This is a genomic window from Allosphingosinicella sp. (genome assembly GCF_036402135.1).
In the GTDB taxonomy this organism is placed as follows: domain Bacteria; phylum Pseudomonadota; class Alphaproteobacteria; order Sphingomonadales; family Sphingomonadaceae; genus Allosphingosinicella.
This window is the reverse complement of sequence record NZ_DASWTN010000020.1, coordinates 1-25,871: the sequence shown is the minus strand read 5'-3', so window position 1 is coordinate 25,871 and position 25,871 is coordinate 1. Positions and strand designations below refer to the sequence as shown.

26 protein-coding genes are annotated in these 25,871 nt (G+C 64.1%); 13 read left to right on the top strand and 13 right to left on the bottom strand.

Features of this window, described 5'->3' with window-relative positions; translation table 11 throughout:
- Positions 1-135: 135 nt before the first annotated feature.
- From lon to VGD10_RS05560, 7 genes are all read right to left on the bottom strand, one after another.
- Complete coding sequence (gene lon, locus VGD10_RS05590) at positions 136-2,535, bottom strand: endopeptidase La (RefSeq protein ID WP_331039817.1); 2,400 nt, start codon at positions 2,533-2,535, stop codon at positions 136-138.
- 90 nt (positions 2,536-2,625) lie between these two features.
- Positions 2,626-3,138 (bottom strand): hypothetical protein, encoded by a 513-nt coding sequence (locus VGD10_RS05585; protein WP_331039816.1) that lies wholly within the window; start codon positions 3,136-3,138, stop codon positions 2,626-2,628.
- Between the two features lie 130 nt (positions 3,139-3,268).
- Positions 3,269-3,832 carry a hypothetical protein gene (locus tag VGD10_RS05580; protein WP_331039815.1) on the bottom strand — a complete coding sequence of 188 codons (564 nt, stop codon included), beginning with the start codon at positions 3,830-3,832 and terminating at the stop codon, positions 3,269-3,271.
- 18 nt (positions 3,833-3,850) lie between these two features.
- The gene (clpX, locus tag VGD10_RS05575; protein ID WP_331039814.1) at positions 3,851-5,110 is read right to left on the bottom strand and encodes an ATP-dependent Clp protease ATP-binding subunit ClpX; all 1,260 of its coding nucleotides are present in this window, start codon (positions 5,108-5,110) and stop codon (positions 3,851-3,853) included.
- An 80-nt stretch (positions 5,111-5,190) separates the two neighbouring features.
- Positions 5,191-5,832, bottom strand: a complete 642-nt coding sequence (gene clpP / locus VGD10_RS05570; RefSeq protein WP_331039813.1) for an ATP-dependent Clp endopeptidase proteolytic subunit ClpP — start codon at positions 5,830-5,832, stop codon at positions 5,191-5,193.
- Between the two features lie 157 nt (positions 5,833-5,989).
- Positions 5,990-8,842, bottom strand: coding sequence for a TonB-dependent receptor (locus VGD10_RS05565; RefSeq protein ID WP_331039812.1), 2,853 nt, complete (start codon positions 8,840-8,842; stop codon positions 5,990-5,992).
- Positions 8,843-9,159: 317 nt separating this feature from the next.
- Entirely contained in the window at positions 9,160-9,330 is a 171-nt protein-coding gene (locus VGD10_RS05560; protein ID WP_331039811.1) for a hypothetical protein, read from the bottom strand.
- Between the two features lie 71 nt (positions 9,331-9,401).
- Here VGD10_RS05560 and VGD10_RS05555 point away from each other — a divergent pair, with 71 nt between their 5' ends.
- The 6 genes from VGD10_RS05555 to VGD10_RS05530 all read left to right on the top strand — a co-directional run bounded on the left by VGD10_RS05555 (position 9,402) and on the right by VGD10_RS05530 (position 13,455).
- Positions 9,402-9,857: a hypothetical protein gene (locus tag VGD10_RS05555; protein WP_331039810.1), complete on the top strand. Its 456-nt coding sequence runs from the start codon at positions 9,402-9,404 to the stop codon at positions 9,855-9,857.
- A gap of 29 nt (positions 9,858-9,886) precedes the next feature.
- Positions 9,887-10,105, top strand: coding sequence for a hypothetical protein (locus VGD10_RS05550; RefSeq protein ID WP_331039809.1), 219 nt, complete (start codon positions 9,887-9,889; stop codon positions 10,103-10,105).
- A gap of 101 nt (positions 10,106-10,206) precedes the next feature.
- The gene (locus VGD10_RS05545; RefSeq protein WP_331039808.1) at positions 10,207-10,533 is read left to right on the top strand and encodes a hypothetical protein; all 327 of its coding nucleotides are present in this window, start codon (positions 10,207-10,209) and stop codon (positions 10,531-10,533) included.
- Positions 10,530-11,204: an orotidine-5'-phosphate decarboxylase gene (gene pyrF, locus VGD10_RS05540; RefSeq protein ID WP_331039807.1), complete on the top strand. Its 675-nt coding sequence runs from the start codon at positions 10,530-10,532 to the stop codon at positions 11,202-11,204. Before VGD10_RS05545 ends, pyrF begins: the two co-directional genes overlap by 4 nt.
- A gap of 59 nt (positions 11,205-11,263) precedes the next feature.
- Positions 11,264-12,115 carry an acetyl-CoA carboxylase, carboxyltransferase subunit beta gene (gene accD, locus VGD10_RS05535; protein WP_331039806.1) on the top strand — a complete coding sequence of 284 codons (852 nt, stop codon included), beginning with the start codon at positions 11,264-11,266 and terminating at the stop codon, positions 12,113-12,115.
- 11 nt (positions 12,116-12,126) lie between these two features.
- On the top strand, positions 12,127-13,455 hold the full coding sequence (locus tag VGD10_RS05530; protein ID WP_331039805.1) for a folylpolyglutamate synthase/dihydrofolate synthase family protein: 1,329 nt from the start codon (positions 12,127-12,129) through the stop codon (positions 13,453-13,455).
- Here the strand turns inward: VGD10_RS05530 and VGD10_RS05525 are convergent.
- The 3 genes from VGD10_RS05525 to VGD10_RS05515 form a co-directional block, all read right to left on the bottom strand.
- Positions 13,452-14,207 carry a tetratricopeptide repeat protein gene (locus tag VGD10_RS05525; RefSeq protein WP_331039804.1) on the bottom strand — a complete coding sequence of 252 codons (756 nt, stop codon included), beginning with the start codon at positions 14,205-14,207 and terminating at the stop codon, positions 13,452-13,454. The two genes, VGD10_RS05530 and VGD10_RS05525, sit on opposite strands and share 4 nt — an antisense overlap.
- Positions 14,208-14,314: 107 nt before the next feature.
- Complete coding sequence (locus VGD10_RS05520) at positions 14,315-16,045, bottom strand: AmpG family muropeptide MFS transporter (protein WP_331039803.1); 1,731 nt, start codon at positions 16,043-16,045, stop codon at positions 14,315-14,317.
- Between the two features lie 78 nt (positions 16,046-16,123).
- Complete coding sequence (locus VGD10_RS05515; RefSeq protein WP_331039802.1) at positions 16,124-16,552, bottom strand: response regulator; 429 nt, start codon at positions 16,550-16,552, stop codon at positions 16,124-16,126.
- 117 nt (positions 16,553-16,669) lie between these two features.
- Between VGD10_RS05515 and VGD10_RS05510 the strand changes: the two genes are divergently transcribed.
- Genes VGD10_RS05510 through bla form a run of 3 tightly spaced genes read left to right on the top strand, consistent with a single transcriptional unit; the run spans position 16,670 to position 19,353 of the window.
- Positions 16,670-17,788: a pseudouridine synthase gene (locus VGD10_RS05510; protein ID WP_331039801.1), complete on the top strand. Its 1,119-nt coding sequence runs from the start codon at positions 16,670-16,672 to the stop codon at positions 17,786-17,788.
- Complete coding sequence (rsmD, locus tag VGD10_RS05505) at positions 17,785-18,330, top strand: 16S rRNA (guanine(966)-N(2))-methyltransferase RsmD (protein ID WP_331039800.1); 546 nt, start codon at positions 17,785-17,787, stop codon at positions 18,328-18,330. The genes VGD10_RS05510 and rsmD overlap by 4 nt, the downstream gene beginning before the upstream one ends.
- 12 nt (positions 18,331-18,342) lie before the next feature.
- On the top strand, positions 18,343-19,353 hold the full coding sequence (gene bla, locus VGD10_RS05500) for a class A beta-lactamase (RefSeq protein WP_331039799.1): 1,011 nt from the start codon (positions 18,343-18,345) through the stop codon (positions 19,351-19,353).
- A gap of 4 nt (positions 19,354-19,357) precedes the next feature.
- On the opposite strand, the gene VGD10_RS05495 is transcribed toward bla, so the two are convergent.
- Positions 19,358-19,753 carry a GFA family protein gene (locus tag VGD10_RS05495; protein WP_331039798.1) on the bottom strand — a complete coding sequence of 132 codons (396 nt, stop codon included), beginning with the start codon at positions 19,751-19,753 and terminating at the stop codon, positions 19,358-19,360.
- A gap of 80 nt (positions 19,754-19,833) precedes the next feature.
- Here VGD10_RS05495 and VGD10_RS05490 point away from each other — a divergent pair, with 80 nt between their 5' ends.
- The 4 genes from VGD10_RS05490 (at position 19,834) to VGD10_RS05475 (ending at position 24,625) form a co-directional block, all read left to right on the top strand.
- Positions 19,834-22,122: an ATP-dependent helicase gene (locus VGD10_RS05490; RefSeq protein ID WP_331039797.1), complete on the top strand. Its 2,289-nt coding sequence runs from the start codon at positions 19,834-19,836 to the stop codon at positions 22,120-22,122.
- An 851-nt stretch (positions 22,123-22,973) separates the two neighbouring features.
- A complete protein-coding gene (locus VGD10_RS05485; protein ID WP_331039796.1) occupies positions 22,974-23,357 on the top strand; it encodes a hypothetical protein in 384 nt (127 codons plus the stop codon).
- 144 nt (positions 23,358-23,501) lie between these two features.
- On the top strand, positions 23,502-23,900 hold the full coding sequence (locus VGD10_RS05480) for a YsnF/AvaK domain-containing protein (RefSeq protein WP_331039795.1): 399 nt from the start codon (positions 23,502-23,504) through the stop codon (positions 23,898-23,900).
- Positions 23,900-24,625, top strand: coding sequence for a YsnF/AvaK domain-containing protein (locus VGD10_RS05475; RefSeq protein ID WP_331039794.1), 726 nt, complete (start codon positions 23,900-23,902; stop codon positions 24,623-24,625). The genes VGD10_RS05480 and VGD10_RS05475 overlap by 1 nt, the downstream gene beginning before the upstream one ends.
- Here the strand turns inward: VGD10_RS05475 and VGD10_RS05470 are convergent.
- A complete protein-coding gene (locus tag VGD10_RS05470) occupies positions 24,622-25,227 on the bottom strand; it encodes a hypothetical protein (protein ID WP_331039793.1) in 606 nt (201 codons plus the stop codon). The genes VGD10_RS05475 and VGD10_RS05470 overlap by 4 nt on opposite strands.
- Positions 25,228-25,453: 226 nt before the next feature.
- A complete protein-coding gene (locus tag VGD10_RS05465; protein WP_331039792.1) occupies positions 25,454-25,651 on the bottom strand; it encodes a hypothetical protein in 198 nt (65 codons plus the stop codon).
- Between the last annotated feature and the right edge of the window lie 220 nt (positions 25,652-25,871).

Genomic DNA, 25,871 nt, shown 5'->3' with positions numbered 1-25,871 from the left:
TGCCCTAAACACTCGGGGGGGAGGCGGGCACGCACTTCACAGATCTGGCGGGGGTGCCGCTTCAACTGTAAAGCGCGGTTTTCGTTGTAAAACCGCGCCCCTTTTGAACCAGTTCGTTGCCGGTGGGCAACAAAATCAGTGCCGGATCGAAGCACCGTCCTGCTGATGAAGCTCCTGCGGGGGCACTGCGGCCAGCTCGTCCGCCTCGGTCCACTCGATCGCCTCCACCGGAGTCGTGAGCGCTTCCTTCAACACCTCGTCCACGTGCGAGACGGGTATGATGGTGAGCCCTTCGCGTATCGTCGCTGGGATTTCGGCGAGATCCTTCTCGTTCTCGGCCGGAATCAGCACCTTGATGATGCCGCCGCGGAGTGCGGCCAGCAATTTCTCCTTGAGGCCGCCGATCGGGAGCACGCGGCCGCGCAGAGTCACTTCGCCCGTCATGGCGACATCGCGGCGCACCGGGATGCCGCTCAACGTCGAGATGATGGCCGTGACCATGCCGATACCGGCCGACGGCCCGTCCTTGGGCACCGCGCCTTCCGGCAGGTGGACGTGGATGTCCTTGCGATTGAACAGGCTGGGCTTCACGCCATAACTCGGGGCCCGCGCCTTTACGAAGGAGAAGGCGGCCTGCACCGATTCCTGCATCACCTCGCCGAGCTTGCCGGTCGTCTTGATCTGACCCTTGCCGGGCACCGTGACCGCCTCGATCGTCAGCAGCTCGCCGCCGACTTCGGTCCAGGCGAGGCCCGTGACGGCGCCGATCTGGTCCTCCTCTTCGGAAACGCCGTGGCGGAAGCGCCGAACGCCGGAGAAATCGGCGACATTGTCCGGCGTGACCTCCACCTTCTCGGCTTTCCCCTCGAGGATGGAGCGGAGCGCCTTCCGGGCAACCTTGGCGATCTCCCGCTCAAGCGTGCGAACACCGGCCTCCCGCGTATAATGGCGGATAAGCGCGCGAAGCCCCTCCTCGGTGAAGCTGAGTTCGCCTTCCTTCAGGCCATGGCTCTCGATCTGCTTCGGGATGAGGTGGCGGATCGCGATCTCAACCTTCTCATCCTCGGTATAGCCTTCGAGCCGGATGATCTCCATGCGGTCGAGCAGAGGCTGCGGGAGATTGAGCGAGTTCGCGGTCGTGACGAACATCACATCCGAAAGATCGTAGTCGATCTCCAGATAATGGTCCTGGAACTTCGCATTCTGCTCCGGGTCCAGCACCTCCAGCAAAGCCGAAGCCGGATCGCCGCGGAAGTCCTGTCCGAGCTTGTCGATCTCGTCGAGCAGGAAGAGCGGGTTGGAGGTCCCCGCCTTTTTCAGGTTCGACACGATTTTGCCCGGCAGCGAGCCGATATAGGTCCGCCTGTGCCCGCGGATTTCGGCTTCGTCGCGGACGCCGCCCAGTGACTGGCGCACGAATTCGCGGCCCGTCGCTTTGGCGATCGAGCGGCCGAGCGAGGTCTTGCCGACGCCGGGAGGGCCGACGAGGCAGAGGATCGGCCCCTTTAGTTTGTTAGTGCGCGCCTGGACCGCCAGATATTCGACGATCCGGTCCTTCACCTTCTCGAGCCCGTAATGATCCTCATCGAGGATCGCCTGCGCCTCGGCAATGTCCTTCTTCACCTTGGACTTCTTGCCCCAGGGAAGACCGAGCAAAACGTCGAGATAGTTGCGGCTGACCGTGGCTTCGGCCGACATCGGCGCCATGGCCTTCAGCTTCTTCAGCTCCTGCGTCGCCTTGGCCCGCGCCTCCTTCGAAAGCTTCGTCTTCTCGATCTTGCGGCCAAGCTCGGTCAGCTCGTCGACGTCACCTTCCTCGCCCTCATTGCCGAGCTCGCGCTGGATCGCCTTCAATTGCTCATTGAGATAATATTCGCGCTGCGTCTTCTCCATCTGGCGCTTGACGCGGCTGCGGATCTTCTTTTCGACCTGCAGCACGCCGAGCTCGCCCTCCATGAAGGCGAAGGCCATTTCAAGCCGGCGCACTGGGTTAAGCTCGGCCAAGAGCGCCTGCTTGTCCGACACCTTGATGTTGATGTTGGCCGCAACCGCGTCGGCAAGCTTCGACGGCTCCTCGATCTGCCCCAGCTGCACCGCCGTTTCAGCCGGCAGCTTCTTGTTGAGCTTCGAATAATTTTCGAACTGCTCGATCACCGAACGCATCAGCGCCTGGACCTCGGTGCCTTCCGGCTCTTCGATCTCCACCGGATCGATCTCGGCGACGAGATGCTGACCCTCCTGGCTAAGCGTCTTCAGGGTCGCGCGACGCTGCCCCTCGACCAGAACGCGAACTGTCCCGTCGGGCAGCTTCAAAAGCTGCAGAACCGTCGCCACGACGCCGAGATCGTACAGCGCATCGCGATCAGGATCGTCCTCCGCAGGATCGAGCTGCGAGACGAGGAAGATGTTCTTGTCCGCCGCCATCGCGCTTTCCAGCGCCGCCACCGACTTGTCGCGCCCCACGAACAGGGGAACGATCATGTGCGGAAAGACGACGATGTCGCGCAGGGGAAGGACGGGATAGGTTTCGGTCATTATTGCTCCGCTCGGGGCCGGAAAGCCCCCCAAGGTTTGACACCTATATGGGGGCCAGCGTCAACGCATCAATGTCGAGGGTACGCCCCGTCAACCGAACAGCAGGCCGAAGCCCGCGAGGCCGTTCTGCATGGCGTGGACGGCGATGACGAGCAGCATGCCGGTGAACACGTCCTTCTTCCGCCAGGCCAGGATGACCGCGGAGAAGATCAGGAACGGCCACCAGATAATGAGGCCCCAGAGCGGCTCGCGGGAACTGTGCAGTACGCCCCAGAGGATTGCGCTACCGATCACTGCAGCGGTTTCCCCCAACAGCCGGTTCAGGATCAGGAGCGGCGGAGTCATCAGCAGCGTCTCCACCACCGGCGCGAAGAGGATGAGGAGCAGATAGATGGCCATGCCCGAGCCGCCGAAATCCGGCGAGGGCGGCTCAGGCGCAAGCCCGGTGACGATCCCTGCCAGCGCAAGGCTGGGAATGAGGCAGAGCAACCACGCCTTTAGAATGTAGGCGGGCTTCGAGTGGTCCGTGTCGAAGAGGAAAGACGGCAGAAGCCGCCGGTGCGGCTGGCGCTCGGCCAGTACGGACGGCTTTTCCATGTTCATCGGCGTAGCTTCCACCTCTTGTTAGGACTCAACACCAAATGACCAAAACGGCGCTCTTGCTGTCGCCACCGCTCAATTTCCGGAGTCTGCCGCCGGCCACGAAACACTGCCGCTGGTATACACTCGGAATCTAGAACCATCGTTCCCACCCAGTGCCGCCGAATGTGTAAACACCCTCTGGGCTCAGCACCATTTCGCGGTCGAACAGCACGTCCGGGCAGCCTTGCCCATATCCAGCGCGAATGAAGGTCAGCCCGAAGGATTCGTCGAGCAACTGTGCCGTATTCCCTTCCGCCACTATGGGGTAGCGGCCTAACACCCATTCATCATCCTCATGAAGATGGGTTGCGACCAGCGCTACATCAGCGCCCAGTTGCACACACGTCTCTTTGAAGGCGTAGAACAGTTCGGCCAGCCCGTCCTGAAGGAGGGGCGGCGGTCGTACGTCTTCGTCGTGAAGCGCTTTGAAAAAGCAACTCTGCCAAAAGCCGATGAAGAGGCAGACATGGTTGCTCAAGCGTGCAAGCTCAGCTCGCACTCCGTCGAAGCCGCCCCAGCGGAAGGACAGGCCGCCCTGCGTATCCACGAACTGGTTGGTCGCGCCCGCACTTAGGAGGAGCGATGCCAAGCTCCTCTCCCCCGCAACATCCGGCACAAAAAACACGGCCATCAGCCGCTTTTCAGCCCACAACATCGGTGGTGCCAGCCAGGATCAGGCCGCGCTTTCGCCCTTCTTTTCGGCATAGACGCGGACCGGCTCCTTGCGGCCTTCGACCACGTCCTTGTCGATCATCACCTCGTCGACGCCGTCCATCGACGGCAGGTCGAACATGGTGTCCAGAAGGATGTTCTCGAGGATCGAACGTAGTCCGCGAGCGCCCGTCTTGCGCTCGATCGCCTTCTTGGCGACCGCGACCAGAGCGTCATCGGTGAAGGAAAGCTGCACTTCCTCCATCTCGAACAGCTTCTGATATTGCTTCACGAGCGCGTTCTTCGGCTCCTTCAGGATCTTAACCAGAGCCTCGGTGTCGAGGTCCTCCAGCGTCGCGATCACCGGCAGGCGGCCGACGAATTCCGGGATGAGGCCGAACTTCAGAAGATCCTCGGGCTCGCCCTGGCGCAGCACTTCGCCGGTGCGGCGCTCTTCCGGAGCCGCCACATAGGCGCCGAAGCCAATCGACTTGCCCTGCAGGCGGTCGGCGATGATCTTTTCCAGCCCCGCAAAGGCGCCGCCGCAGATGAACAGGATGTTGGTCGTGTCCACCTGCAGGAATTCCTGCTGCGGATGCTTGCGCCCGCCCTGCGGCGGTACGGAGGCGGTGGTGCCTTCCATCAGCTTCAGGAGCGCCTGCTGCACGCCCTCGCCCGACACGTCGCGGGTGATCGACGGGTTGTCGGACTTGCGGGAAATCTTATCGATCTCGTCGATGTAGACGATGCCGCGCTGCGCCCGCTCGACATTATAGTCGGACGCCTGGAGCAGCTTCAGGATGATGTTCTCGACATCCTCGCCGACATAGCCGGCTTCGGTGAGCGTCGTCGCGTCAGCCATGGTGAACGGCACGTCGAGGATGCGCGCCAGCGTCTGCGCGAGCAGGGTCTTGCCGCAGCCCGTGGGGCCGACGAGCAGGATGTTCGACTTGGCAAGCTCGACATCCGCGCCCTTGGCACCGTGGTTGAGGCGCTTGTAATGGTTGTGCACGGCGACGGAGAGCACGCGCTTGGCGTGGCTCTGGCCGATCACATAATCGTCGAGGATCTTACAGATGTCCTGCGGCGTCGGAACCCCGTCGCGCGTCTTTACCAACGCGGACTTGGTCTCTTCCCGGATGATGTCGTTGCACAATTCGACGCATTCATCGCAGATGAATACGGTCGGGCCCGCGATCAGCTTCCTGACCTCGTGCTGCGACTTCCCGCAGAAGGAGCAGTAGAGGGTGCTCTTCGAGTCGCCGCCGCTCAATTTCGTCATTCGTCTTCCTTAGGGGATAGCCCCCACCTTCTGATTTGCCATCCTGACCGGCTTTTACCCCGACCACAATGGCTTAAACGTTAAGCGGCGTTTTTCGCCGCATCCTCGTCGGCAGGCGCCGGTCTTTTATCGAAGACCTCGTCGACGAGCCCGAATTCCTTCGCCTCTTCCGAAGAGAGGAACTTGTCGCGGTCCATCGCCCTTTCGATCGTTTCCAGCGGCTGGCCGGTATATTGGGCGTAAAGCTCGTTCATCCGGTGCCGGATGCGAAGAATCTCCTTCGCCTGGATCTCGATGTCGGAGGCCATGCCCTGCGCGCCGCCCGACGGCTGGTGGATCATGATCCGGGCGTTGGTGAGCGCCACCCGCATTCCCGGCTCGCCCGCGGCGAGGAGGAAGCTTCCCATCGACGCCGCCTGGCCGATGCAGACCGTTCCGACCCGCGGCCGGATGTATTGCATCGTGTCGTGGATCGCCATGCCCGCCGTGACGACACCGCCCGGCGAGTTGATGTACATGAAGATGTCCTTCTTCGGATTCTCGCTCTCGAGGTAGAGGAGCTGCGCCGTGATGAGCGTCGCCATATGATCCTCGACCGGGCCCGTCACGAACACGATCCGCTCGCGCAGCAGCCGCGAATAGATGTCGAAGCTCCGCTCGCCCCGATTCGACTGTTCGATGACGATGGGAACAAGGGCGTTGGCGATGTCGTGATGATCCATGATGTCCGGGAAGTCCTGCTGATTTGCGCTAGGCAGCCAACATCGGAGGTTTGACGCGGAGGTTCAAGCCCTCACCCCCAAGTGTGAGATTACCCAGCTGATAAAGAAACGGCGACCGGTGTGAGCCGGTCGCCGTTCTCAGATGTACGCCGTCGAATTACATCCGCACGCTGGCACGTGCGTAAAAGTAGCGGCCCGGTATGTCGTGAACCGCCTGCGAGAAATTGTTGGCCTCGCAGGTGACGCAGCCGGGCGTTTTCTTGTCGAACAGGTTGTTGACACCCAGCGCGAAGCCGAACTGGTCGTCCGCCCCGGCCATGAAGCGCAATTGGGCATCGGTATAGAACACCGAATCCAGCACGTTGCCGCCCACCTCCTCCAGCTTGGAAACATAGCGGCCGGTGAGCGTCATCCCGAAATCAGGCCCATCCCAGTCGATGATCCCGACCGACTTGAATTTGGGGAAAGCCTGCGCCGGCGAGCCGACCTGGGTCCCTTCCCTGCTGAGGAGTTCCGGCCCCGTAGGTCCCGGTACAATCACGTCATAATTGCGGAGGAAGCTGTTGTTCCAGCTGAAGCCGAACCTGCCGATCCCGGTTTCCACGCCGCGATAGGCAAGGTTGACGTCAATGACCTCCTCCTTGATCGCCGCGATATTCTGCAGGAAGCCCTCAACTTCGATCAGTTCCCCGTTGACTCGCGTCACCAGTCCGCAGGTTGCGGGATCATTGGTGAGCAGACAGTTGAGCACCGTCGTCGCCCGCGGGATGGCTTGGATCGCGCCCTCAATCTTGATCTTGTACCAATTGGCCTCGACCGAGAAGCGGGGCAGCCATGACGGGCTGTAGACGCCGCCGACCACCCAGCTTTCCGACGTTTCCGGATCGAGATTCTCGTTACCGCCTGTGCTCACCGAGATTTGGGCGTTCGCCTGCTGGTAGCTGCCATTGGCGGGAACGCCCGCGGCAATGCAGGCGGCCCGAACTTCCGCGTCATTCTGGAAACGCCGCGGAGCGTTGTTCGCCGCATGCGAGGAGCAGGGATCGTTGAGCTGCTCGTCGAAGCGCGATTGAGTGCCGAACAGCTCGCCGATCGAAGGAGCGCGGAAGCCTTGGGAGTAGGCGCCCCGCAGGCGAAGATCCTGAATAGGTTTCCAGTTGACGCCGCCCCTGAACGTCGTTGTCGAGCCTGAAGTCGAGTAGTCCGAGACACGAACCGCACCGCTGAGCTCCAGCAGGTCGAAGAACGGCCGGTCGGCCAGGAGCGGAGCATTCAGCTCGGCATAGGCTTCCTTGACGTCATAACTGCCCCGCGTCGGCTGCGCCGGAATGTCGGAGCTGAAGCCGGCGCTTACGATGGGATCCGGATCGAACCTTCCCTTGAGCTTGCGATATTCGAGACCGACGGCGAGACCCAACGGACCGCCGGGGAGATCGAACAGGCTGCCTGACAGGTTGGCCGTCGCGTCGAACTGGCTCTGCCGGCTGCTGTCATTCTGTTCGAAGCTCACGAAATTGATCATCTCGGGCGTTATCGACCCGAAGCCGCCGAACAGGTTGAATGGCACGCAGGGCGCCGTGCAGCCCGAAATCGGGCCCAGAGCCTGGCGAAGCTTGCTGGAATCGATATTGCCGAACATGTCCTGTTCGGCCTTGTTGCGCCCATAGGAGGCGTTCACGTCCCAGAACCAGTCGCGCCCGAACAAGGCGGCGCTGCCATCAAGCGTCGCGACGCCGTATGTAGTATCGACCGTCTGGTGGAATCGGCGCGGACCGCCTTCAAGGAAGCGGCGGAAGATCGCGCCGACATTGTTGTTGCTGCCGCCGAGATCGACCCCAAACGGGTTGTACGGGTTGGTCGCGCTGATGACGATGCCGCTGAGCACGGCAGTCAGGCCAGAGGTCGGCCCGATGCCGAACGGCAGCGGCGCCGCCTGGTTCTTGGACTCGCGGCGGTTCCACAGCGCCTTGGCCGAGAAGTTGACGTTGTCGGCCAGCGCGTAGCGAAGGTTGCCGAAGACTCCGAACCGCTCAAGGGGTATCTGCAGGTAGTTGAAAGGCTGGAAATTGAAGCGGTCGTCTGGGGTGACAAAGGCCCTGAAATCCGCCGGGGTGGGCGAACGGCCGATTACTGGTGCGATCAGAGTCGCGTTTCCGCCCAGGAAAATCGATCCCGTGTAGCGCCCGTTCGGCGTAAAGCTCGAGCAGGTCACCTGACAGGCATCGGTATAGGGCTCAGGGAAGCGCGACAGGTCGCGATCGCCGGCCCAGACTGGGCCCTGCTTCACATAGCTGCCGCCGACGACGACCTCGAGCGGGCCCGACGTCCCATTGCCCCAGCTGAGCTGGTAGTTTTGGGTGAAGCCGTCCCCTTGTTCGTAGATGCCCATCTGCGCGGAAGCTTCGAGCCCCGCCTGTCGGCGCTTCGTGATGATATTGACGACGCCGGCGATCGCGTCGGAGCCGTAGATGGCGGAAGCGCCGTCTTGAAGCACTTCGACCCGCTCGATCGCGCTTTCGGGAATGGAGTTGAGATCGGTGGAGCCGGGCACGCCGCTCGCCGAGGCGCCGTTCACATAGCGAAGGCCGTCGACAAGGACGAGCACGCGCCGCGAGCCCAGATAACGAAGATCGATCTCGGCCGCGCCGGCGCCGACACCGCCGCCGTCCGGCGGGTTGCCGAGATTGCCCGAATTGTTGAACTTGGAATTGAGACCGCCGCCCGAGCTCGGCAGGCGCTGCAGCACGTCATTGACCGAGTTGAGGCCCGTCTTCGCGATGTCCTCTTCGTCCACAAAGACGATCGGCGAGTCCTGATCCAGGGGATTGCGGCGGATGCGGGAGCCGGTGACGACGATCGCGTCGGCTTCCTGTTCGGCGGCGGCGGACGCATTGTCCAGCGGCTCGTCCGGCACGGTCGATTGCGCAAATGCGGGCGTTCCACACGCCAAGCCGACGGCAATCGCCACCGGCGCGCAGCTAAGACAAAGCTTTCCGGAAAAACGAGTCATGATTCCATCCCCTCGTTGCCTGGGCTTCAAGGCCCTGACGTAGAGTAAACAGCAACTCGAGCGGGGTTTGAACGACTAATTCATGTTACAAGGCAGAAACGACCCCGATTGAGTCGGAGGCGTTGCTTCCACGTGACACTTTATCGCACACAAAAGTTAGAGTACCCCGCGCGCCGATGCGCTTGGCTCCAGGTCGCTTCTGTTCTCAAGCCGCAGAATTCAAGGCAAGAACAGGTCTATAGCGGGCCCGGCATATCGCGGTCCACCTCGAACGTGACCGCATCGCAGAGGCAGGAGCCTTTGTGCATACGGAAACCTTAGAGGACCGAGCCCACCTTTTGGCCATCGCGGAGCACCTCGCAAATCGGGCAGTCCTCGCTATGCGACGCCTGCTGGACCGCGTCCTTGTCAGAGGCGGCGAGAACGTGCTTCTTCTTGACGACCGCGCCGTCGCGCTTCGCAAGCTTGTCGATCCGGTACAGCTTCATATCGCCATCCCCCCTCGAAAGACGTTATAGGAGGACCAATCGCAAGGATAGTGGGGCTTTGGCGCGTCCCGATGAATTTGTCCAAGGGCCAATGCGCCGAATGTGAGGAGATGATCGATGCGCAAGATAATCGGGTCGGTGTTCGTGGCCCTGGACGGGTGATGCAGGCGCCGGGCAGGCCGACAGAGGACGCGACAGGCGGCTTTGAATATGGCGGCTGGATGGCGCCTTATTTCGATGAGGAAGGCGGCGAGCGGATCGATGCGCTGTTTTCGGGGCCGTTCGACCTGCTGCTGGGCCAGCGCACCCACGACATTTTCGCTGACTATTGGCCTTATGCCGAAGGCGACAGCATCGGCCGGAAGTTCGGCCGCGCCGCCAAATATGTGCTGGCCCGCGGCGACCAGCCGCTCGGATGGGAAAACAGCCACCGCGTCGCCAGTCTCGACGCGCTTGCCGAGCTGAAGATGGGCGACGGGCCGGATCTCATCGTCCAGGGCAGCAGCGCGCTCTACCCCAATTGCTGAAGGCGGGCATCGTAGACCGGCTGACCCTGTTGACCTTTCCCGTTATTCTCGGCTCTGGCAAGCGCCTGTTCAGTGACGGCACTGCGGCGGGCGCGCTGCGGATGACGGAGCATCAGGTGACGAAGGGCGGCGCGATCATCGCCACCTACGAACCGGAGGGCCGGGTCGAGACCGGCGATTTCGGCACGCAGGATCCGAGCGCCGAGGAGCAGGAAAGGCAAAAGCGGATGGCGGAAGGGCCTTGGTAAACTCAGGCCTGCCTGCGACCAAGGTTAACCTAAATCCACATCCTCGACGCTCTGGCCTTCCCGTCGCCGCGCACGTATGAGGCTCAAAGGGAGGCGGTGCGATGCAATTTCTGAAGACGCTCTTCTGGGTCGCGCTTGCGGTCGCTCTCGTCCTCTTCGCAACGGTGAACTGGACGCCGGTCACGATCCAGCTCTGGGGCGGGCTCGCGATCGACATCAAGCTTCCGGTGCTCGTGCTCGCGGCCTTCCTGCTCGGCTTCCTGCCGATGCTGATCCTCCACCGCGCGCGCATGTGGTCGATGAAGCGGCGCCTCGAAAGTTTCGAGCGGCAGGCGGCGCTGTTGAACACCCCCGCTCCTCCCCCCCAGGCGACGCCGACCACGGACCCGCTCAACGCGCCCGATCCGCACCCGACGTCCGCGCCATGAGCAGCCACATCTACGTCGCTATCGACACGCCTGACCTCGAACGGGCGCAGGCCATCGCCACGCGGGTGAAGCGCCATGTCGGCGGCATCAAGCTCGGCCTTGAATTCTTCTCGGCCAACGGCCGCCAAGGCATCAAGACCATGGCCGGGCTCGGCCTCCCGATCTTCCTCGACCTCAAATTCCACGACATTCCGAACACCGTCGGCAAAGCGATCCAGGCGCTGCGCCCGCTGGAGCCCGCGATCCTCACCGTCCATGCCGCGGGCGGCCGGGCGATGATGGAGGATGCCAAGGCCGCGGCGCCGAACGGCACCAAGGTGGTCGCCGTCACCGTCCTCACCAGCCTCGACGAAAGCGACCTCGGCTCGATCGGCGTCAACTCCGGCCCGCACGAGCAGGTCGAGCGTCTGACGATGCTCGCCAAGGAAGCCGGCCTCGACGGCGTCGTCTGCTCCGGCAACGAAGTCGGTGCCGCGAAAAAGCTCTGGCCGCACGGCTTCTTCGTAGTCCCCGGCGTTCGCCCAGCAGGCGGCACCGCCGGCGACCAGAAGCGCACGATGACCCCGCGCAAGGCGCTCGATGCAGGCGCCTCCATCCTCGTCATCGGCCGTCCCATCACCGACGCCGCCGATCCGGATGAAGCGGCGCGGGCCATCGCCGCCACGCTCTGAGCGGTGGACAAAGCGGCCCCGATGCTTAAATCGGCGGCAATTCTCCAGGAGACCTTCCAATGAGCTGGCTCAACCGGGTCCGCAACTCGATCCCGTTCCTCCCGAAGCGCGAAACGCCGGACAATCTCTGGCACAAATGCCGCTCGTGCGAGGCGATGATCTTCACCAAGGAGTGGGAGGAGAACGACTTCGTCTGCCCACGCTGCGACCATCATGACCGCATCGGCCCGCGCCAGCGCTTCAACCTCATCTTCGATCCCGGCTTCACGCTGCTTCCGCCACCGCAGGTGCGTGAGGATCCGCTAAAGTTCCGCGATTCCAAGCGCTACACTGACCGCATTAAAGCGGCGCGCCAGCAGACGGGCGAGCCAGACGCCCTCATCAACGCCAAGGGTTCGATCGAGGGGCAGCGCGCCGTCGTCGGCGTGCAGGATTTCGCCTTCATGGGCGGCTCAATGGGCCTCGGCGTCGGCGCCGCCTTCGTCGCCGGCGCACGCGCCGCGATCGAGGAACGCTGCCCCTATATCATCTTCACCGCCGCTGGCGGCGCCCGCATGCAGGAGGGCATCCTCTCCCTCATGCAGATGCCGAAAACCACGGTCGCCATCGCCGAGCTCAAGGAAGCCGGGCTTCCCTATATCGTCGTCCTCACCGACCCGACGACAGGCGGCGTCACCGCCTCCTATGCGATGCTTGGCGACGTGCAGCTGTCGGAGCCCAATGCACTCATCGGCTTTGCCGGGCAGCGCGTGATCGAATCGACGATCCGCGAAAAGCTTCCCGAAGGCTTCCAGCGAGCCGAATATCTGCTCGATCACGGCATGATCGACATGGTCGTCCACCGCCGCGACCTTCGCCAGCGCCTCGCCCAGCTCGTCTCCTATCTGACCCCGCAAAAAGCGGCGGCCTGAGGCCGCGCCCGATGGCGGATCACGCCGTATCGGAAGACCCGCGCGTTCAGGAACAGCTCGACCGGCTGGCTAAGCTCTCGCCGGGCGCCGACGTGCTGGGGCTGGAGCGGATTTCCGCGCTCCTCGCCCGCCTCGGCAGTCCCGAGCGGAAGCTCCCGCCCGTCTTCCACGTCGCCGGCACCAACGGGAAGGGCTCGACCTGCGCCTTCCTCCGCGCCGCGCTCGAAGCGGCGGGCTATTCGGTCCACGTCTTCACGAGCCCACACCTCGTCCGCTTCAACGAACGCATCCGCATTGCCGGAAAATTGATCGAGGACACGCTCCTCGCCGATCTGCTTGCGGAAGTGCTCGACGTCGCGGATGGTATCGGCCCCAGCTTCTTCGAAGTGACCACGGCCGCTGCCTTCCTCGCTTTCGCCCGCGAGCCTGCCGATGCCTGCATCATCGAGGTAGGGCTCGGCGGGCGGCTTGACGCCACCAACATTCTCCCCGCTCCCGTCGCCTGCGGCATCGCTCAGCTTGGGCTCGACCACCAGTTCTTCCTCGGCCGAAAGATCGAAGGAATTGCCGCCGAAAAGGCCGGCATCGCCAAAAAGGGCGTGCCGCTCCTCACCCAGCATTATCCCGATCGCATCGCCAACAGGATTGGCGAGGTCGCCGCCGCGGCGGGCGCGGACTGGATCCCGCGCGGCGGACGCTGGGACGCGGGCGTCTACAGCCACAAGCTTCACTACCGCGACCAATGGGGAAAACTGGACCTCCCCGTCCCGCGCCTCCACGGCGCACACCAGGCAATGAACGCGGCGCTCGCCGTAGCCATGCTCCGCCATCAGAAGGCGGTGGATGTCCGCGACTCTGCCCTGAAGGCGGCCATGGGCTGGGCGGAATGGCCGGCGCGGCTTCAGCGGCTTTCGGCCGGGCCGCTTCTTGACCTTCTGCCGCAGGGTTCGGAACTATGGCTCGACGGCGGCCATAACCCTGCAGCGGCCCGCGCGATCGCCGACTATTTCCGCGCCTATGTGCCCGCCGAACGGCCCTTCCACATCGTCTTCGGACTCCTCGAGAATAAGGATGCCAAGGGCGTGCTGAAGCCGTTCCGCAACCGGGCTATCACGCTCCACAGCGTTCCCGTCCCCGGCCACGCCCACCACAGCCCCGCCGCCCTCACAGCCGAAGCGAAGGAGGCGGGCCTCACCGCCCGCACATCTGAGGATGTCGAAAGCGCCCTCGGCTGGATCGCGCGCCATGCCGATCGCGCGCAGCCGCCGATCGTGCTCGTCATGGGCTCGCTCTACCTTGCCGGCGAAGTCCTCAGGAAAAACGGGCAGGCGCCGACCTAAAGCGCGGCTTCGCGAAGCTCCGTCAGCGTCCGTTCCGCCCAAGCGTACATTTCGGGGTTCCGCGCCCGCTCGTAAATGTCGAGGCGACGGGCAAGCCGCTCCACTTCCTCCAGTACTTCGAGCGCGTCGCGTGTCCGCCCCTCGGCCATTAGCAAGGCCGCATAGCGGCAATGCGCCTCCCCGCCCGGAAGCCTTTGCGCCAGTTCCTCGTAGAGCATCAGGGCCTTCGCGGTTTCGCCGAGCGCCTCCAGGCTCCGCGCCAGCAGCAGTCCGGCGCGATCGTTCTGCGCTTCGGAATCGCTCTTCGGCAGCGTTTCGAGCAGCTTCCTGGCCTGCACCGCATTGCCGCTTTCCAAATAGGCGCGGGCAAGCTTCACCTGCCCCGTCCTGTCCTCCGTCGGCGTCCGCGCCAGCGCCGTCTCGTAATGCGGTACCGCCTCCTTCCAGAGGCCGTTGTCGGCCAGCGCGTCGGCAAGCCGGGTGCGATTGGCGGCGGTGTCGACTATGCTGAGCGCATCGCGCGCCGCCCGAACTTCCTTGTCTGGTGCGATCTTCCGAAGCGCCACGTCCTTGGCGAACTGCAGGTCGCGGCGGCCGATGATATCGGGCGCAATCTCGCAGAGGAAATAGATGAAGCAGCCGGGAATCGAAAATATGAGGATTATCGACAGCCACCAGCGATTACGCCCGGTGCGGTAGCAATGAAGCGCGCACAGCATCTGCAGCAGCAATGACGCACCTATGAAAGGCATGCCCTACCCCCCGGTCCAATCGCCAGGGGCTGCCCTACCCCTTCATGATGGACAAAATCTAAACGCAGCGGCGCCGCTCGGGCGGTACCGCTTCGGGCGACCCCTACCTAATGCGCGGGCCTCGCGTCGGGATGATCGGGCGCAACTACACCCGAATTCCGCCCCGCGCGCGCCTCGCGTATCCATTCAAGCACGCACAGCACCACAGCCACCACGCCGATCAGCGCAGTGAAGATGAAGACGAAATAATATCCGCGCTCCTCGATCATTTCGCCGAGCGCACCGCGACCTAGCGTGCCCACCAGCAGCGTCAGCGAGGCGAGCAGTGCATATTGCACGGCGCTGTAGCCTTTGGCGACGATGGAGGAGAGCCAGGCGACGTAGGCCGCACCCGCGATGCCGATGGCCAGATTCTCCCCGCCGATGGTGATCATCAGCCTGGCAAGCTTCTCGGTGCCGCCAAACTGCTCGACGGCCCAGGTGAAGCCGATCGCCCTGCTGACTGCCGACATGGTCGCTCCACCGACCGCGAGATCGGCGTAGAGCAGGTTGGTTGCCGCAGCGAGGACCGCGCCGAGCGTCAGCGTGAACATTCGCCCGAGCACGACGATCAGCCAGCCTCCGATCGCGAGGCCAAGGATGATCGCGCCGATACCGAAGAATTTCGACGCGAAGGCGACCTCGTCGTTCGTGTACTGGAGCTCGCCGAGATAGAATGGATAGGCGAAGGTGCCCCAGATGGAGTCGGATATCCGATAGGTCAGCACCAAGGCGAGGATAAGCACCAGCGACCAGCCCATGCGGCCTACGAATTCGACCAGAGGCAGCACCAGCGCGCGGTAGAAATGATCCGTCACTTGACCTGCGCGCGCGCCCGTACCGCCTTCCGCCGGGATCACGTGCTGCCCTTGGCGCCGGAGCTTCACGAGCCAGGCGGCAACGAATGCCGGCAGGACGATTGTGGCGAGGACGATCAGTGGCCCGTAAGTCGCCGTAAACTCGGTCGGATTCGGGCGGTTCTCCGGCAAGGCGGTCATCGAGCGGACCATGAACACGAGCACCGTCCCGATCGCCAAGGCCCAGAGCAGCCCGACGGCCAGCAAACCCCAGGTACGCACCTTCGGCAGCAATTCGCCCGGGCGGTAAAGCTGTTCGATCTCCTCGCCCGAGGCGATCACCGCGCCTGTCTTCTCCGGGTCGGGTGCGAACAAGCCCACCACGCCGATCGCAAGCAGGATCAGTCCCAGCGCGACATAGGTCTGCGGCCATCCGATCCGCGCGGCGATGATCAGGCCAAGCGCGCCCCCGACGAGTGAGGAGAGGCGGAAGCCCATCTGATATACGGTCGAGAGGATATCAATCGTCGCCTCCTCGTCCGCGATATCGATCCGCCAGGCATTGATGGCGATGTCCTGCGTGGCGCTGGCGAAGGCGCCGATCCCCGCAAGCAGGCTGAACATGCCGAGGGCGCTCCTCGGATCGAGCAAGCTCATCGTTATGAGGATGATGCCGAGCAGCAGCTGCATCGGCGCGATCCACTGCTTGCGCTTGCCCAGCCGGCGGAGGACCGGGATGTCGACCTTGTCGACCAGCGGCGACCACAGGAATTGGAACGAGTAAGCCAGGCCGATCAGCGAAAAAACGCCCATCGTCTCCAGATCCACCTGGGCCTCGGTGAACCATGCGTAAAGCGTGCCGAGGAAGAGCGCGAACGGCAGGCCGGAAGCGAAGCCGAACAGCGCCATGAAGGCGGACTTGGGGTTACGAAGCGAGCGGACCAGCGTGCGCCAACCCGGCTTCTTCGCTTTCGCGATCGTCGTTTCAGCGGCTGTTGCCACTCGGCTCCTCCTTTTTGTTTTGGGCGACCTTAACGGATTTGCTGCGCTTGCATAGCTTGCCCGCCGCTGAACGCCGGATCAGGCCTTTTCGTAGAGGCTGAGGCCCGCCGGGATCTTCTTCACCTTCTCGCCCTGTATGCTGCGGTCGAGCGCTTCGAGTGCGCTTTTCAGCACCTTGTCCGAATAAGGCTTGGCGAGGCAGCCGATGGCGAGGCTCCGTGCCTCAAGCGGGCAATTGCCGGTCACGAACAGCACCGGCACGCCCTTCGCCCCCGCCGCCCGCGCCACGTCGAGCCCGTCGCCCTCGCCCCTCAGCTTCACGTCGGTAAGGACGAGGTCCAACTCCTCGCGTTCGATCACCTCCGCCGCCTCGGTGAGATTGTCCACCGTCGCCACCACTTCATAGCCCGCGTCGTTCAGCGAATATTCGTTGTCGAAGGCGACTAGCGGCTCATCCTCCACAATGATGATGCGGCGGATTGCCCTTTCGCGTTTACTGAACAACATGATAGTCGGTGCCGCCTCGTCGATCTGTTGGCGTAACGGTCGACGGGCCTATCGGTGCCCGCATCCCGCAATCGCCTGAGCGCGTTTCATTTTCAGGCCGTCGGTTGCGATGGCCCCATGACGGAGGAATCACTGCCCAAGCCGCCTTCCAGAAGCGCCCCTCGAGGCACCAGCGCGAAGCAGGCGCCGGCGAAGAAGGGACCTAAGCCTCCGCGAGGCGAGCGACCGGCACGTCCGGCCCGGCCGGATCGGGCCAAGGCGGAGGGTGCGGCACGCCCGAAGCGGGAGGAGGCGAAAGGCCGCCCGGCTGCCGACAAGCGCAAGGCGAAAACTGAGGCGCGCCGCGGCGAGGAAAGGTCGAGCCCTTCGCGCATGAAGCGGGCGAGGCTTTTCCGCGAGGAGAGTGCCGGCTCGGGTCGCCGAGGAGGCGAGACAAAACCCCAATCCCCACGAGCCGAACAACCGCGCCCGCGCTCCGAGCGCACCGAGGAAGAACCGCCGAGGGCGCACAAGGCTGGCGAGCCGCAGCGCATCGCCAAGCTTCTTGCCCGCGCCGGCGTCGCTTCGCGCCGGGAAGTTGAGCGAATGATCGCGGAAGGACGGATCGCCAGGGACGGCGCGGTCATCGACACTCCGGCGACGATCCTGACATCCCTCAAGGGCGTCACCGTCGACGGCAAGCCGGTCTCAGCGCCTGCTGCGACGCGACTGTTCCTGTTCCACAAGCCGCCCGGCTTCCTGACCGCAGCCAAGGACCCTGCCGGACGCAAGACTATCTACGACCGGCTGCCGCCCGGCCTGCCGCGGCTCGTTCCGGTCGGCCGCCTCGACCTCAATACCGAGGGGCTGCTGCTCCTCACTAATGACGGCGAGTTGAAGCGGCAGCTCGAACTACCCTCGACCGGCATCGAGCGCACCTACCGGGCCCGCGTATTCGGCGACGTCACCCAGGAACGGCTCGAAACCCTCATCGAGGGCATCGAGATCGAAGGCATGCGCTACGGCCCGATCGACGCCAACCTCGAGCGGCGGACGGGCCGCAACGGCTGGGTCGAGATGAAGCTCACCGAAGGCAAGAACCGCGAAGTGCGGCGCGTGCTGGAGCATCTGGGCCTCCAGGTCTCGCGCCTGATCCGCACCGCCTACGGCCCGTTCGTGCTCGGCGACCTGCCCCTCGGTGCAGTTGGCGAGGTGCCACAGCACGACCTGGTAACGTTCCGCAAGACCCTCCGATGAGGATCATCGCCGGCGAATGGCGCGGCCGTCCGCTTGCCGCGCCCGAAGGGCAAGGCACACGCCCCACCAGCGACCGTGCCCGCGAGGGGCTGTTCTCGATGCTGCAGAGCCGTCTAGGCACGTTCGACGGCCTCCACGTTGCCGACCTGTTCGCCGGTACCGGCGCGCTCGGCCTCGAAGCCCTGTCGCGCGGCGCGGCGCATTGCACCTTCGTCGAGAAAGAGCGCGCTGCCCTCGATGTGCTGAAGCAGAACGTCGCCCGCTTCGGCGCCGAAAGCCGCACCGACATTCGCGCGCAGGCTATTGAATATGTCCCACCGCCCGCGCGCCCTTGCGACATGATCTTTCTCGATCCGCCCTATGCTGCCGGCCTCGCCGAGATGGCGCTCGCCCGCATATGCAACGCGGCCTGGGTTGCACCCGCCGGACGGGTTAGCATAGAGACTTCAGGGGAGCGGCCGAACGTTCCGTCCGGCTTCGCGGTTGAGGCGGAGCGGCGGTTCGGAAAAGCGTACATCCTGCTCATCCGCAAAAAAGATTGAAGGGGTTAGACTGTGGCGTTGAAAACGATCCTCACGATGATGTTGCCGTTGGCCTTCGCCTGCTCGGGCGGCGAAGCTTCCCAGAACAATGCCGTTGCAGCAGAAGCGCCCGCCAGCCCGCTCCAGCAGCTGGCCGACCGGGCGAAGCCCGGCACCCTCGGCGTCGCCATCCTCGACCTTCAGACCGGCCAGATGCAAGGCCTCAATGCCGACAAGCCGATGCCGATGCAGAGCGTCTTCAAGCTCCCGCTGGGCATCTTCGTCTTCCACAAGGCCGCGGAAGGCGCCTTCTCGCTGGACGAGAAGATCACGCTCACCGAAGACGACATTTCGCCCCTTTACAGCCCGATCACCGACCGTTTCGCCGAGAAGAAGGTCTATACGATCGAGGAACTGGTCGAGGTCACCGTCGCGCAGAGCGACAATGCCGCCGCCGATCTCCTGATGAAGCGGGTCGGCGGACCGGAAGCGCTCACCCGCTTCTTCCAGGAGCGCGGCTTCGAGGATTTCCGCGTCGACCGCTATGAATATGAAATGCAGCCGCAATCGGTAGGCGCCCCGGCGATCCAGCCGCGCATGACCCGCGAGCAATATAGTGCGCTGCGCCAGACGGTACCGCTCGATCGTCAGCAGGCGGCGATGACCCTCTATCTCGCCGATCCGCGCGACCGGGTGAGCCCGGCAACTGCGACCCGCATGCTGGCCGCGCTCGACGCCGGCAAGCTGCTCTCGCCCGAGCTGACGAAGAAGATGATGGCGATCCTTGAGGGCACCACGTCGGGTCCGGCACGGCTCAAGGCAGGCATTCCGGAAGGCGCCAAGCTCTACCACAAGACCGGCACCGGCGCGACAGTGGACAACGTCAATGGCGCTACCAACGACATCGGCATCATCGCTCTGCCGAATGGCCGCAAGCTGGCCGTGGCCGCGTTCCTTGCGGGCTCCACTCTGCCGAACGAGCAGCGCGAGGCGGTGCTGGCCGAAGTTGCACGGATCGCCACGAAGGGCGCTGGCGCGCGCTAACCTCTTATTCGGGCGGCCAGCGCTCGAATCCTGGAAGGTCGTGCGCCGACTGCATCCATCCGATGCGGTCAGCAAGCTGGATCTGCTCCTTCGGCTGCACCGCATCGGGATCGTCCAGCGTCGCGATCTGCACATCGATCAGCCCGGGAAAGATGACGTCGTTGAGGTAGAAGATGCTCGTTCCGCAGCGAGGGCAGAATTGCCGCCTCCCCTCGCTCGACGATTCATAGGTTGAAAGCGCGCCTTCTATTTCGACTTGATCTTGCTTGAAGATGGCCCAGCCGACCACCGGCGCGCCAGTATGGCCCTGGCAGTCCCGGCAATGGCAGAGCCCCGCCCGCGCCGGCTCGCCTTCCACCTTGTACCTCACCGCGCCGCAATGACAGCCGCCTTCCAGCATCCCGTTCCTCCCTTTCGCAACAATGATCATATGAAGCAGAGGCTGTTGCCCCGTCCAGCCATGTTCCCTAACTGTTCGTAGTGACCGACTCCCCTGCCACCCTCCGCGAACCGCCTTACCTCCAGGGCCTGAACCCGCCGCAGCGCGAGGCCGTGCTAACCACCGAAGGCCCGGTGCTGGTTCTCGCCGGCGCCGGCACGGGCAAGACCGCCGCCCTCACCGCCCGCCTCGCCCATCTCATCGCCACCCGCCGCGCCTGGCCGTCGGAAATCCTCGCCGTCACCTTCACCAACACGGCGGCGCGCGAGATGAAGGAGCGGGTCGGCCGCATCGTCGGCGAGGCGGTCGAGGGCATGCCCTGGCTCGGCACCTTCCACTCGGTCGCCGCGCGCATGCTCCGCCGCCATGCCGAGCTGGTCGGGCTCCAGTCCAACTTCACGATCCTCGACACCGACGATCAGCTCCGCCTCCTGAAGCAGCTGATCGCCGCCGCCGACATTGACGAAAAACGCTGGCCCGCCCGCGCCCTCGCCGGCCTCATCGATCGCTGGAAGAACCGCGGCTGGACCCCGGAGCAGATCGACGCCGCCGAAAGCGAAGCCTACGCCAACGGCAAGGGCGCGGACCTATACGCCCAATATCAGGCGCGGCTGAAGACGCTCAACGCCTGCGATTTCGGAGATCTCCTGCTCCACATGCTGACCATCCTGAAGACGCACCGCGACGTCCTCGAACTCTATCAGCAACGCTTCAAATATATCCTGGTCGACGAATATCAGGACACCAACCAGTCCCAGTATCTCTGGCTCCGCCTCCTCGCGCAGGAGCGGAAGAACATCTGCTGCGTCGGCGACGACGATCAGTCCATCTATTCCTGGCGCGGCGCGGAGGTTGCCAACATCCTCCGCTTCGAGAAGGACTTTCCGGGCGCGAAGATCATCCGCCTCGAACAGAATTACCGCTCGACGCCTCACATCCTCGCCGCCGCGTCCGGCGTCATCGCCCAGAATAGCGGCCGCCTCGGCAAGACGCTCTGGACCGAGCAGAGGGACGAAAGCGGCGGTGAAGGGCAGAAGGTCAGCGTCATCGGCGTCTGGGACGGGCCGGAGGAGGCCCGCCGCGTCGGCGAGGAGATCGAGACGATCCAGCGCCGCGGCGGCCGCCTCGACAATGTCGCCATCCTTGTCCGCGCCCAGTTCCAGACCCGCGAGTTCGAAGACCGCTTCATCGCGATCGGCCTGCCCTACCGCATCGTCGGCGGCTTCCGCTTCTACGAGCGGGCCGAAATCCGCGACGCCCTCGCCTATCTCCGCGTCATCGCCCAGCCCGCGGACGATCTCGCCTTCGAACGGATCGTCAACGTTCCGAAGCGCGGCCTTGGCGACAAGGCGGTGGCGAAGGTGCACGGCTTCGCCCGCGCCGCCGGCGTCTCGCTCTTCTCGGCCGCCGCCCAGATCCTCGACACGGATGAGCTGACCGGCGCCGCCCGCAATTCGCTCGGCCGCCTCGTCGCCGACTTCGCCCGCTGGCGGAGCCGCCTTGATGAGCTTCCGCATCCGGAGCTTGCCCGACTCGTCCTCGACGACAGCGGCTACACCGCCATGCTTCAGGCCGACCGCTCCGCCGAAAGCGCCGGCCGCCTCGAAAACCTCGCCGAGCTGACCCGCGCGATGGAGGAATATGAGACGCTCGGCGCCTTCCTCGAACATGTCAGCCTGGTCATGGAAAATGACGCGGAGCGCGATGTCGAGAAGGTCACGTTGATGACCATCCATGCCGCCAAGGGCCTGGAATTCGACACCGTCTTCCTCGCCGGTTGGGAAGAAGGCGTCTTCCCCTCCCAGCGCGCGCTGGATGAAGGCGGCCTCGCCAGCCTCGAGGAGGAACGCCGCCTCGCTTATGTCGCGATCACGCGGGCGCGGCGGAAATGCTTCATCCTCCACGCCGCCAACCGCCGCATCTACGGCCAGTGGACCAGCTCCATCCCATCCCGCTTCGTCGGCGAGCTTCCCGACGCCCACGCCGACCACGAGACCACTATGAGCGGCGGCGAGTCCCTCTGGCGCGCCAACTGGTCCGAACGCGCCGACCCCTTCGCCGACCTCCAGCGCGGCTCAGGCCGCGGCCCCGGCTGGCAGCGCGCCGTTTCCGGAGGCTTCGAACGCATTCCGCCCCGCGTCATCGAAGCCCGCGCCAGCGCCGTAAGCCTCGGCAACGCTGGCCGCACCGACATCAGCCTAGGCCAACGCGTCTTTCACTCCAAATTTGGTTATGGCACCATCGCCGAAATTGAAGGCAACAAGCTCGAAATCGACTTCGAACATGCGGGGCGAAAACGCGTGCTGGACAGCTTTGTGAGTGTCAGCTGACAATCTCGCTGGTGGAGTAAGGCGTGAGCGTAGTGCACCGCGCACCTACTGCCCGGCTCCTATGGTGACTACAGAGAAAGAGCATTCACGCTAAAGTAATGCCCATGCGTGCAGATCGCCTAGATGCCTCGATATTTGGTACTTGCCCTACTCGCTATTGCCTTGGCTGCCACAGCAGCTGCGGCACCTGCTCCACCGGCTCATTTGTGGGAGATAGGTCCGATCATACGGGGAAAGAATTATTCGGCGGGCATGCCCTTTAGCCCGATGGACTCGCGGGAAGGCTGGTATTTCGAATTTCCCTATCCAAACGCGCGAGCGGGACACGCACATTATCTTACTTTCCGCCACGGCTCGCTTGCCGGAAAGAAGAGGATTGTCATGCGGTATAGGGTCGATGCCGCGCCTGGAGTGCGCATCGTCCCCCGCGAGCGTCCGGATCTTCCTGCGACACTCACACTCTATTTCCAGCGTGCGGGAGACAGTTGGAAAGCGCGGGGGGGCGGCGGAGCGCACGAGGCTTATCGCTGGTACGCTCCAGTTCACACAGTGGTTGACTTAACTCCCGGCAAGCATGTGGTCAGCGCAAGACTCGACGATCCTAAATGGGCTGCTGTGATGACATCATTTTCTGGAACAAATCCCGTCGCGTTTCGAGAGGCCGTTTTGAACGCTGAGCGGGTTGGCTTCGTTCTTGGTTCTCGGCAGGGCGGTTACGGCCATGGGGTTTACGCTACGGGACCGGCTCGCTTGACGGTGTTAAGCTTCGAGGTACTTTAAGATGCTGCCGCTAAGGGCATTCTGCTAGCTCGCGGCGATTCCGCGGCTGATACCCTCCCTCGTGTACTTGGATGATGAGAATAATAGAAAACCACCTCGGCCCGCTTAATGTTACCAGCTCGACAGTCGTGTCGGGCGAAGTTGTGGGCAAGGTGACTGTTCGAGCGGGTGGCAAGTTAAAGATCACGGGAACGGTTAAGGGCGATGTCGTTGTTGAGCAGCAAGGGGTGCTAGTGTTGCTTGGTAACGTGAAGGGAACGGTCGTCAACGAGGGAGGCGCCGTGGACATCTTCGGATTTACTGGGGCGGTTCAGGATGTCGGTGATGCACGATCCTATGTCTCACGTGGCGCCATTATTGGAGGAAAGAGAGCATCCAAGCCAGGCAGGCTGCCGAGCGAGCGAGCGATGCTTCTCACCCAAGGGAAACAGCAGGATATTGGCTCATCCAATTGATTTGCCTGTCTGTTACCCATATTTCTAATTTGACTTACTGCGGCTCTGGTTGCCAAGACACGCGCGTCTCGAGGTGATTGGAATGGAACGCGCGCGCTCGCCTGTCGGTTAGTTGCTCGTCCCCAGAAACCGGATCATGAGGCTATGAACAGCAAGGAGGAAGTCGCGGCGATCCCGCTGGTCGAGGAACGTCTCAACGTCGCCAAGCGGCAGGTCGAGGCGGGGCGCGTCCGCGTCCGCATCTCGGTGGACGAGCGCGAGGAGCGTATCCCGGTCGAGCTCGCCCATGATGAGGTCGAGATCGAACGCGTGCCGAAGAATATCGCTGTGTCCGAGCTCCCGGGCGTTCGCCTTGAAGGCAACACCACCGTCATTCCCGTAGTCGAGGAGGTCGTCGTCGTCGAAAAGCGCCTCGTCCTCGTCGAGGAAATCCATGTCCGGAAGAAAGCCGGCGCCACCACCGAGGAGATACCGGTGACGCTCCGGTCCGAACAGGCCGCGGTCGAGCGCACCGGCAGCATGTCGGTCGGGGAGGAACGCTGATGCCCACCATTATCGCCCATTTCGACACGGAGGCCGAGGCCGAGCGCGTCCTCTCCGTCCTCGCCCACAAGACGCCCCTCCAGGATTCCGCGGTGCTGACGCCGGGGATCGAGGGTACCCTGACGCTCGACAGCCTCGATCTCAGCTCTGACGAGCGCGCCGCCTGCGAAGCGCAGCTGAAGCGCGGCGGCTTCATCATGCTGGTCCAGGCCGAGGACAGCGAGAAGGTGCTCCGCGCGCTGGACGAGGTTGCGCCGCAGATCATCGTCGCCGCGCTCCAGGGCGGCTCCTCCTCGTCCCGCGCCGCCGAACCCGATGCGCGGGAAGAGGTTATCGAGGAAGAGCGCATCCCCGTCGTCGAGGAGGAACTGCGCGTCGGCACGCGGGAAGTCCGCCGCGGCACCGCCCGCGTCCATGCCTTCCCAACCGAGGCGCCGGTGCGTCAGGAGGTCGAATTGTTCGAAGAGGAGGCGACCGTCTCCCGCCGCCCCGCAGGCCGGCGCCTCACCGACGAAGAGGTACAGGCGGGCGGCCTCCTCAGAGAGCGGGTGATCGAGATCGCCGAAATGCGCGAAGAGCCGGTCGTCTCCCGCGAAGCCTTCGTCCGCGAGGAGCTGGTCGTGACGAAGAATGTCCGTTCACGGACCGAGCAGGTCGAGGGAACGGTCCGCCGCACCGAAGTGGAGATGGAGCGGCTCGACGCGGAAGAAGGCGGGCCGCGCTAGCTCGCCAGCCGAAGCACGAGCCCGGCAAAGAACGCCAGAATGACGATCAGCGCCGCGATCAAAAGCTGCCGCCGCGTATTGGTCGCCGGCGCTGCCCGCCGCGCCGGAGTGTCGGCGTCGACCGCCGCGGCCGGCGGACCATTCGCCGGTCCCGCCCGCGCCACGATCGGGGGCCGCTCACTCATCTCGGCAGAGCGCGAAACCAAAGGCCGCTGCGGCACAGGCGCTGCGGCAGGAGGCTCTGGAGGAACGGCCGCACGCACAGGTTCGGGCGGCGGCGCCTGCACCCGGAAACCGTCATCCGTCTCAGGCACGTTCGCCGGGATGCCCTGCGCCGAAACGGGCGGCCGGCGCCCCTCCGCGCGCGGCAGCTCGGGTTCCGGCATAGACGGCTCGGCCGCTTGCGGCGGGCTGTCCAATATCGCCTTTGCAGCCTTCATCTGCTCCGGGGCCACCTTGGCGCTGACGAAAATGCCCTCGCTCCCAGCGCCCTCGAGCCGCCCGGACTGGATCCGGTCCGGAGCCACGCCGATCTCCTCGAGACGGCGGCAAGCCGCGGCGGCTTCCTCTTCGGTCATGAACGTCGCGGCGATTGTGCGCATGGTTTCTCTGCTGGGCTGCTCTTCGCCCATAGAAGCCCGCCATGCCGTTAAGGTTCCACTGCGCACGCCGTGTAGCGGGCCGGGGCTTGAAGTGGGGTTCAAGCGCTCCCGGCCCTGACCGCCTAATTCAGATTGTGGGGGAATCCGGCGGCTGAACCGAAACTAGGGGCCCTGGTCCTCAGCGGCCATACGGTATTACCCGCTAATTCTCGGCCCCTCCCCGGTATTAGCTCTTGACGCTCATGGTCGGCCGGATCACGGCGAGCTTCCGGTGGTCCCGCCACACCTCGACCGTCTGGCGCCGGGCGCGCGACGCGACCGTCCCGATCGCCTCCACCGGGTCGTTCGCCGCCACCGTCTCCCAGTCGACGAGACGTCCATTCTCAAAGAAGATAAGCCGGTATTCGTCCATGGCCTCAGACATCGATGGCCCCGGCTCGCACAAAGAACGCGCGAATGGAAAACTAGTGCCTCCGACGCTTGGGGCGCCGCTTTCCTACACGCTCTTTCGTCCGTCATAGACTTGCGGATGACCGACTCAGCTGACGATCCCCTCGCCTTCACGCCCGTTCCCTCCGCCTCCCGCCGCCGCGACGGCTGGACGGAGGCGCGGCAGCGTGAATTCATCGCCGCCCTCTCCCGCT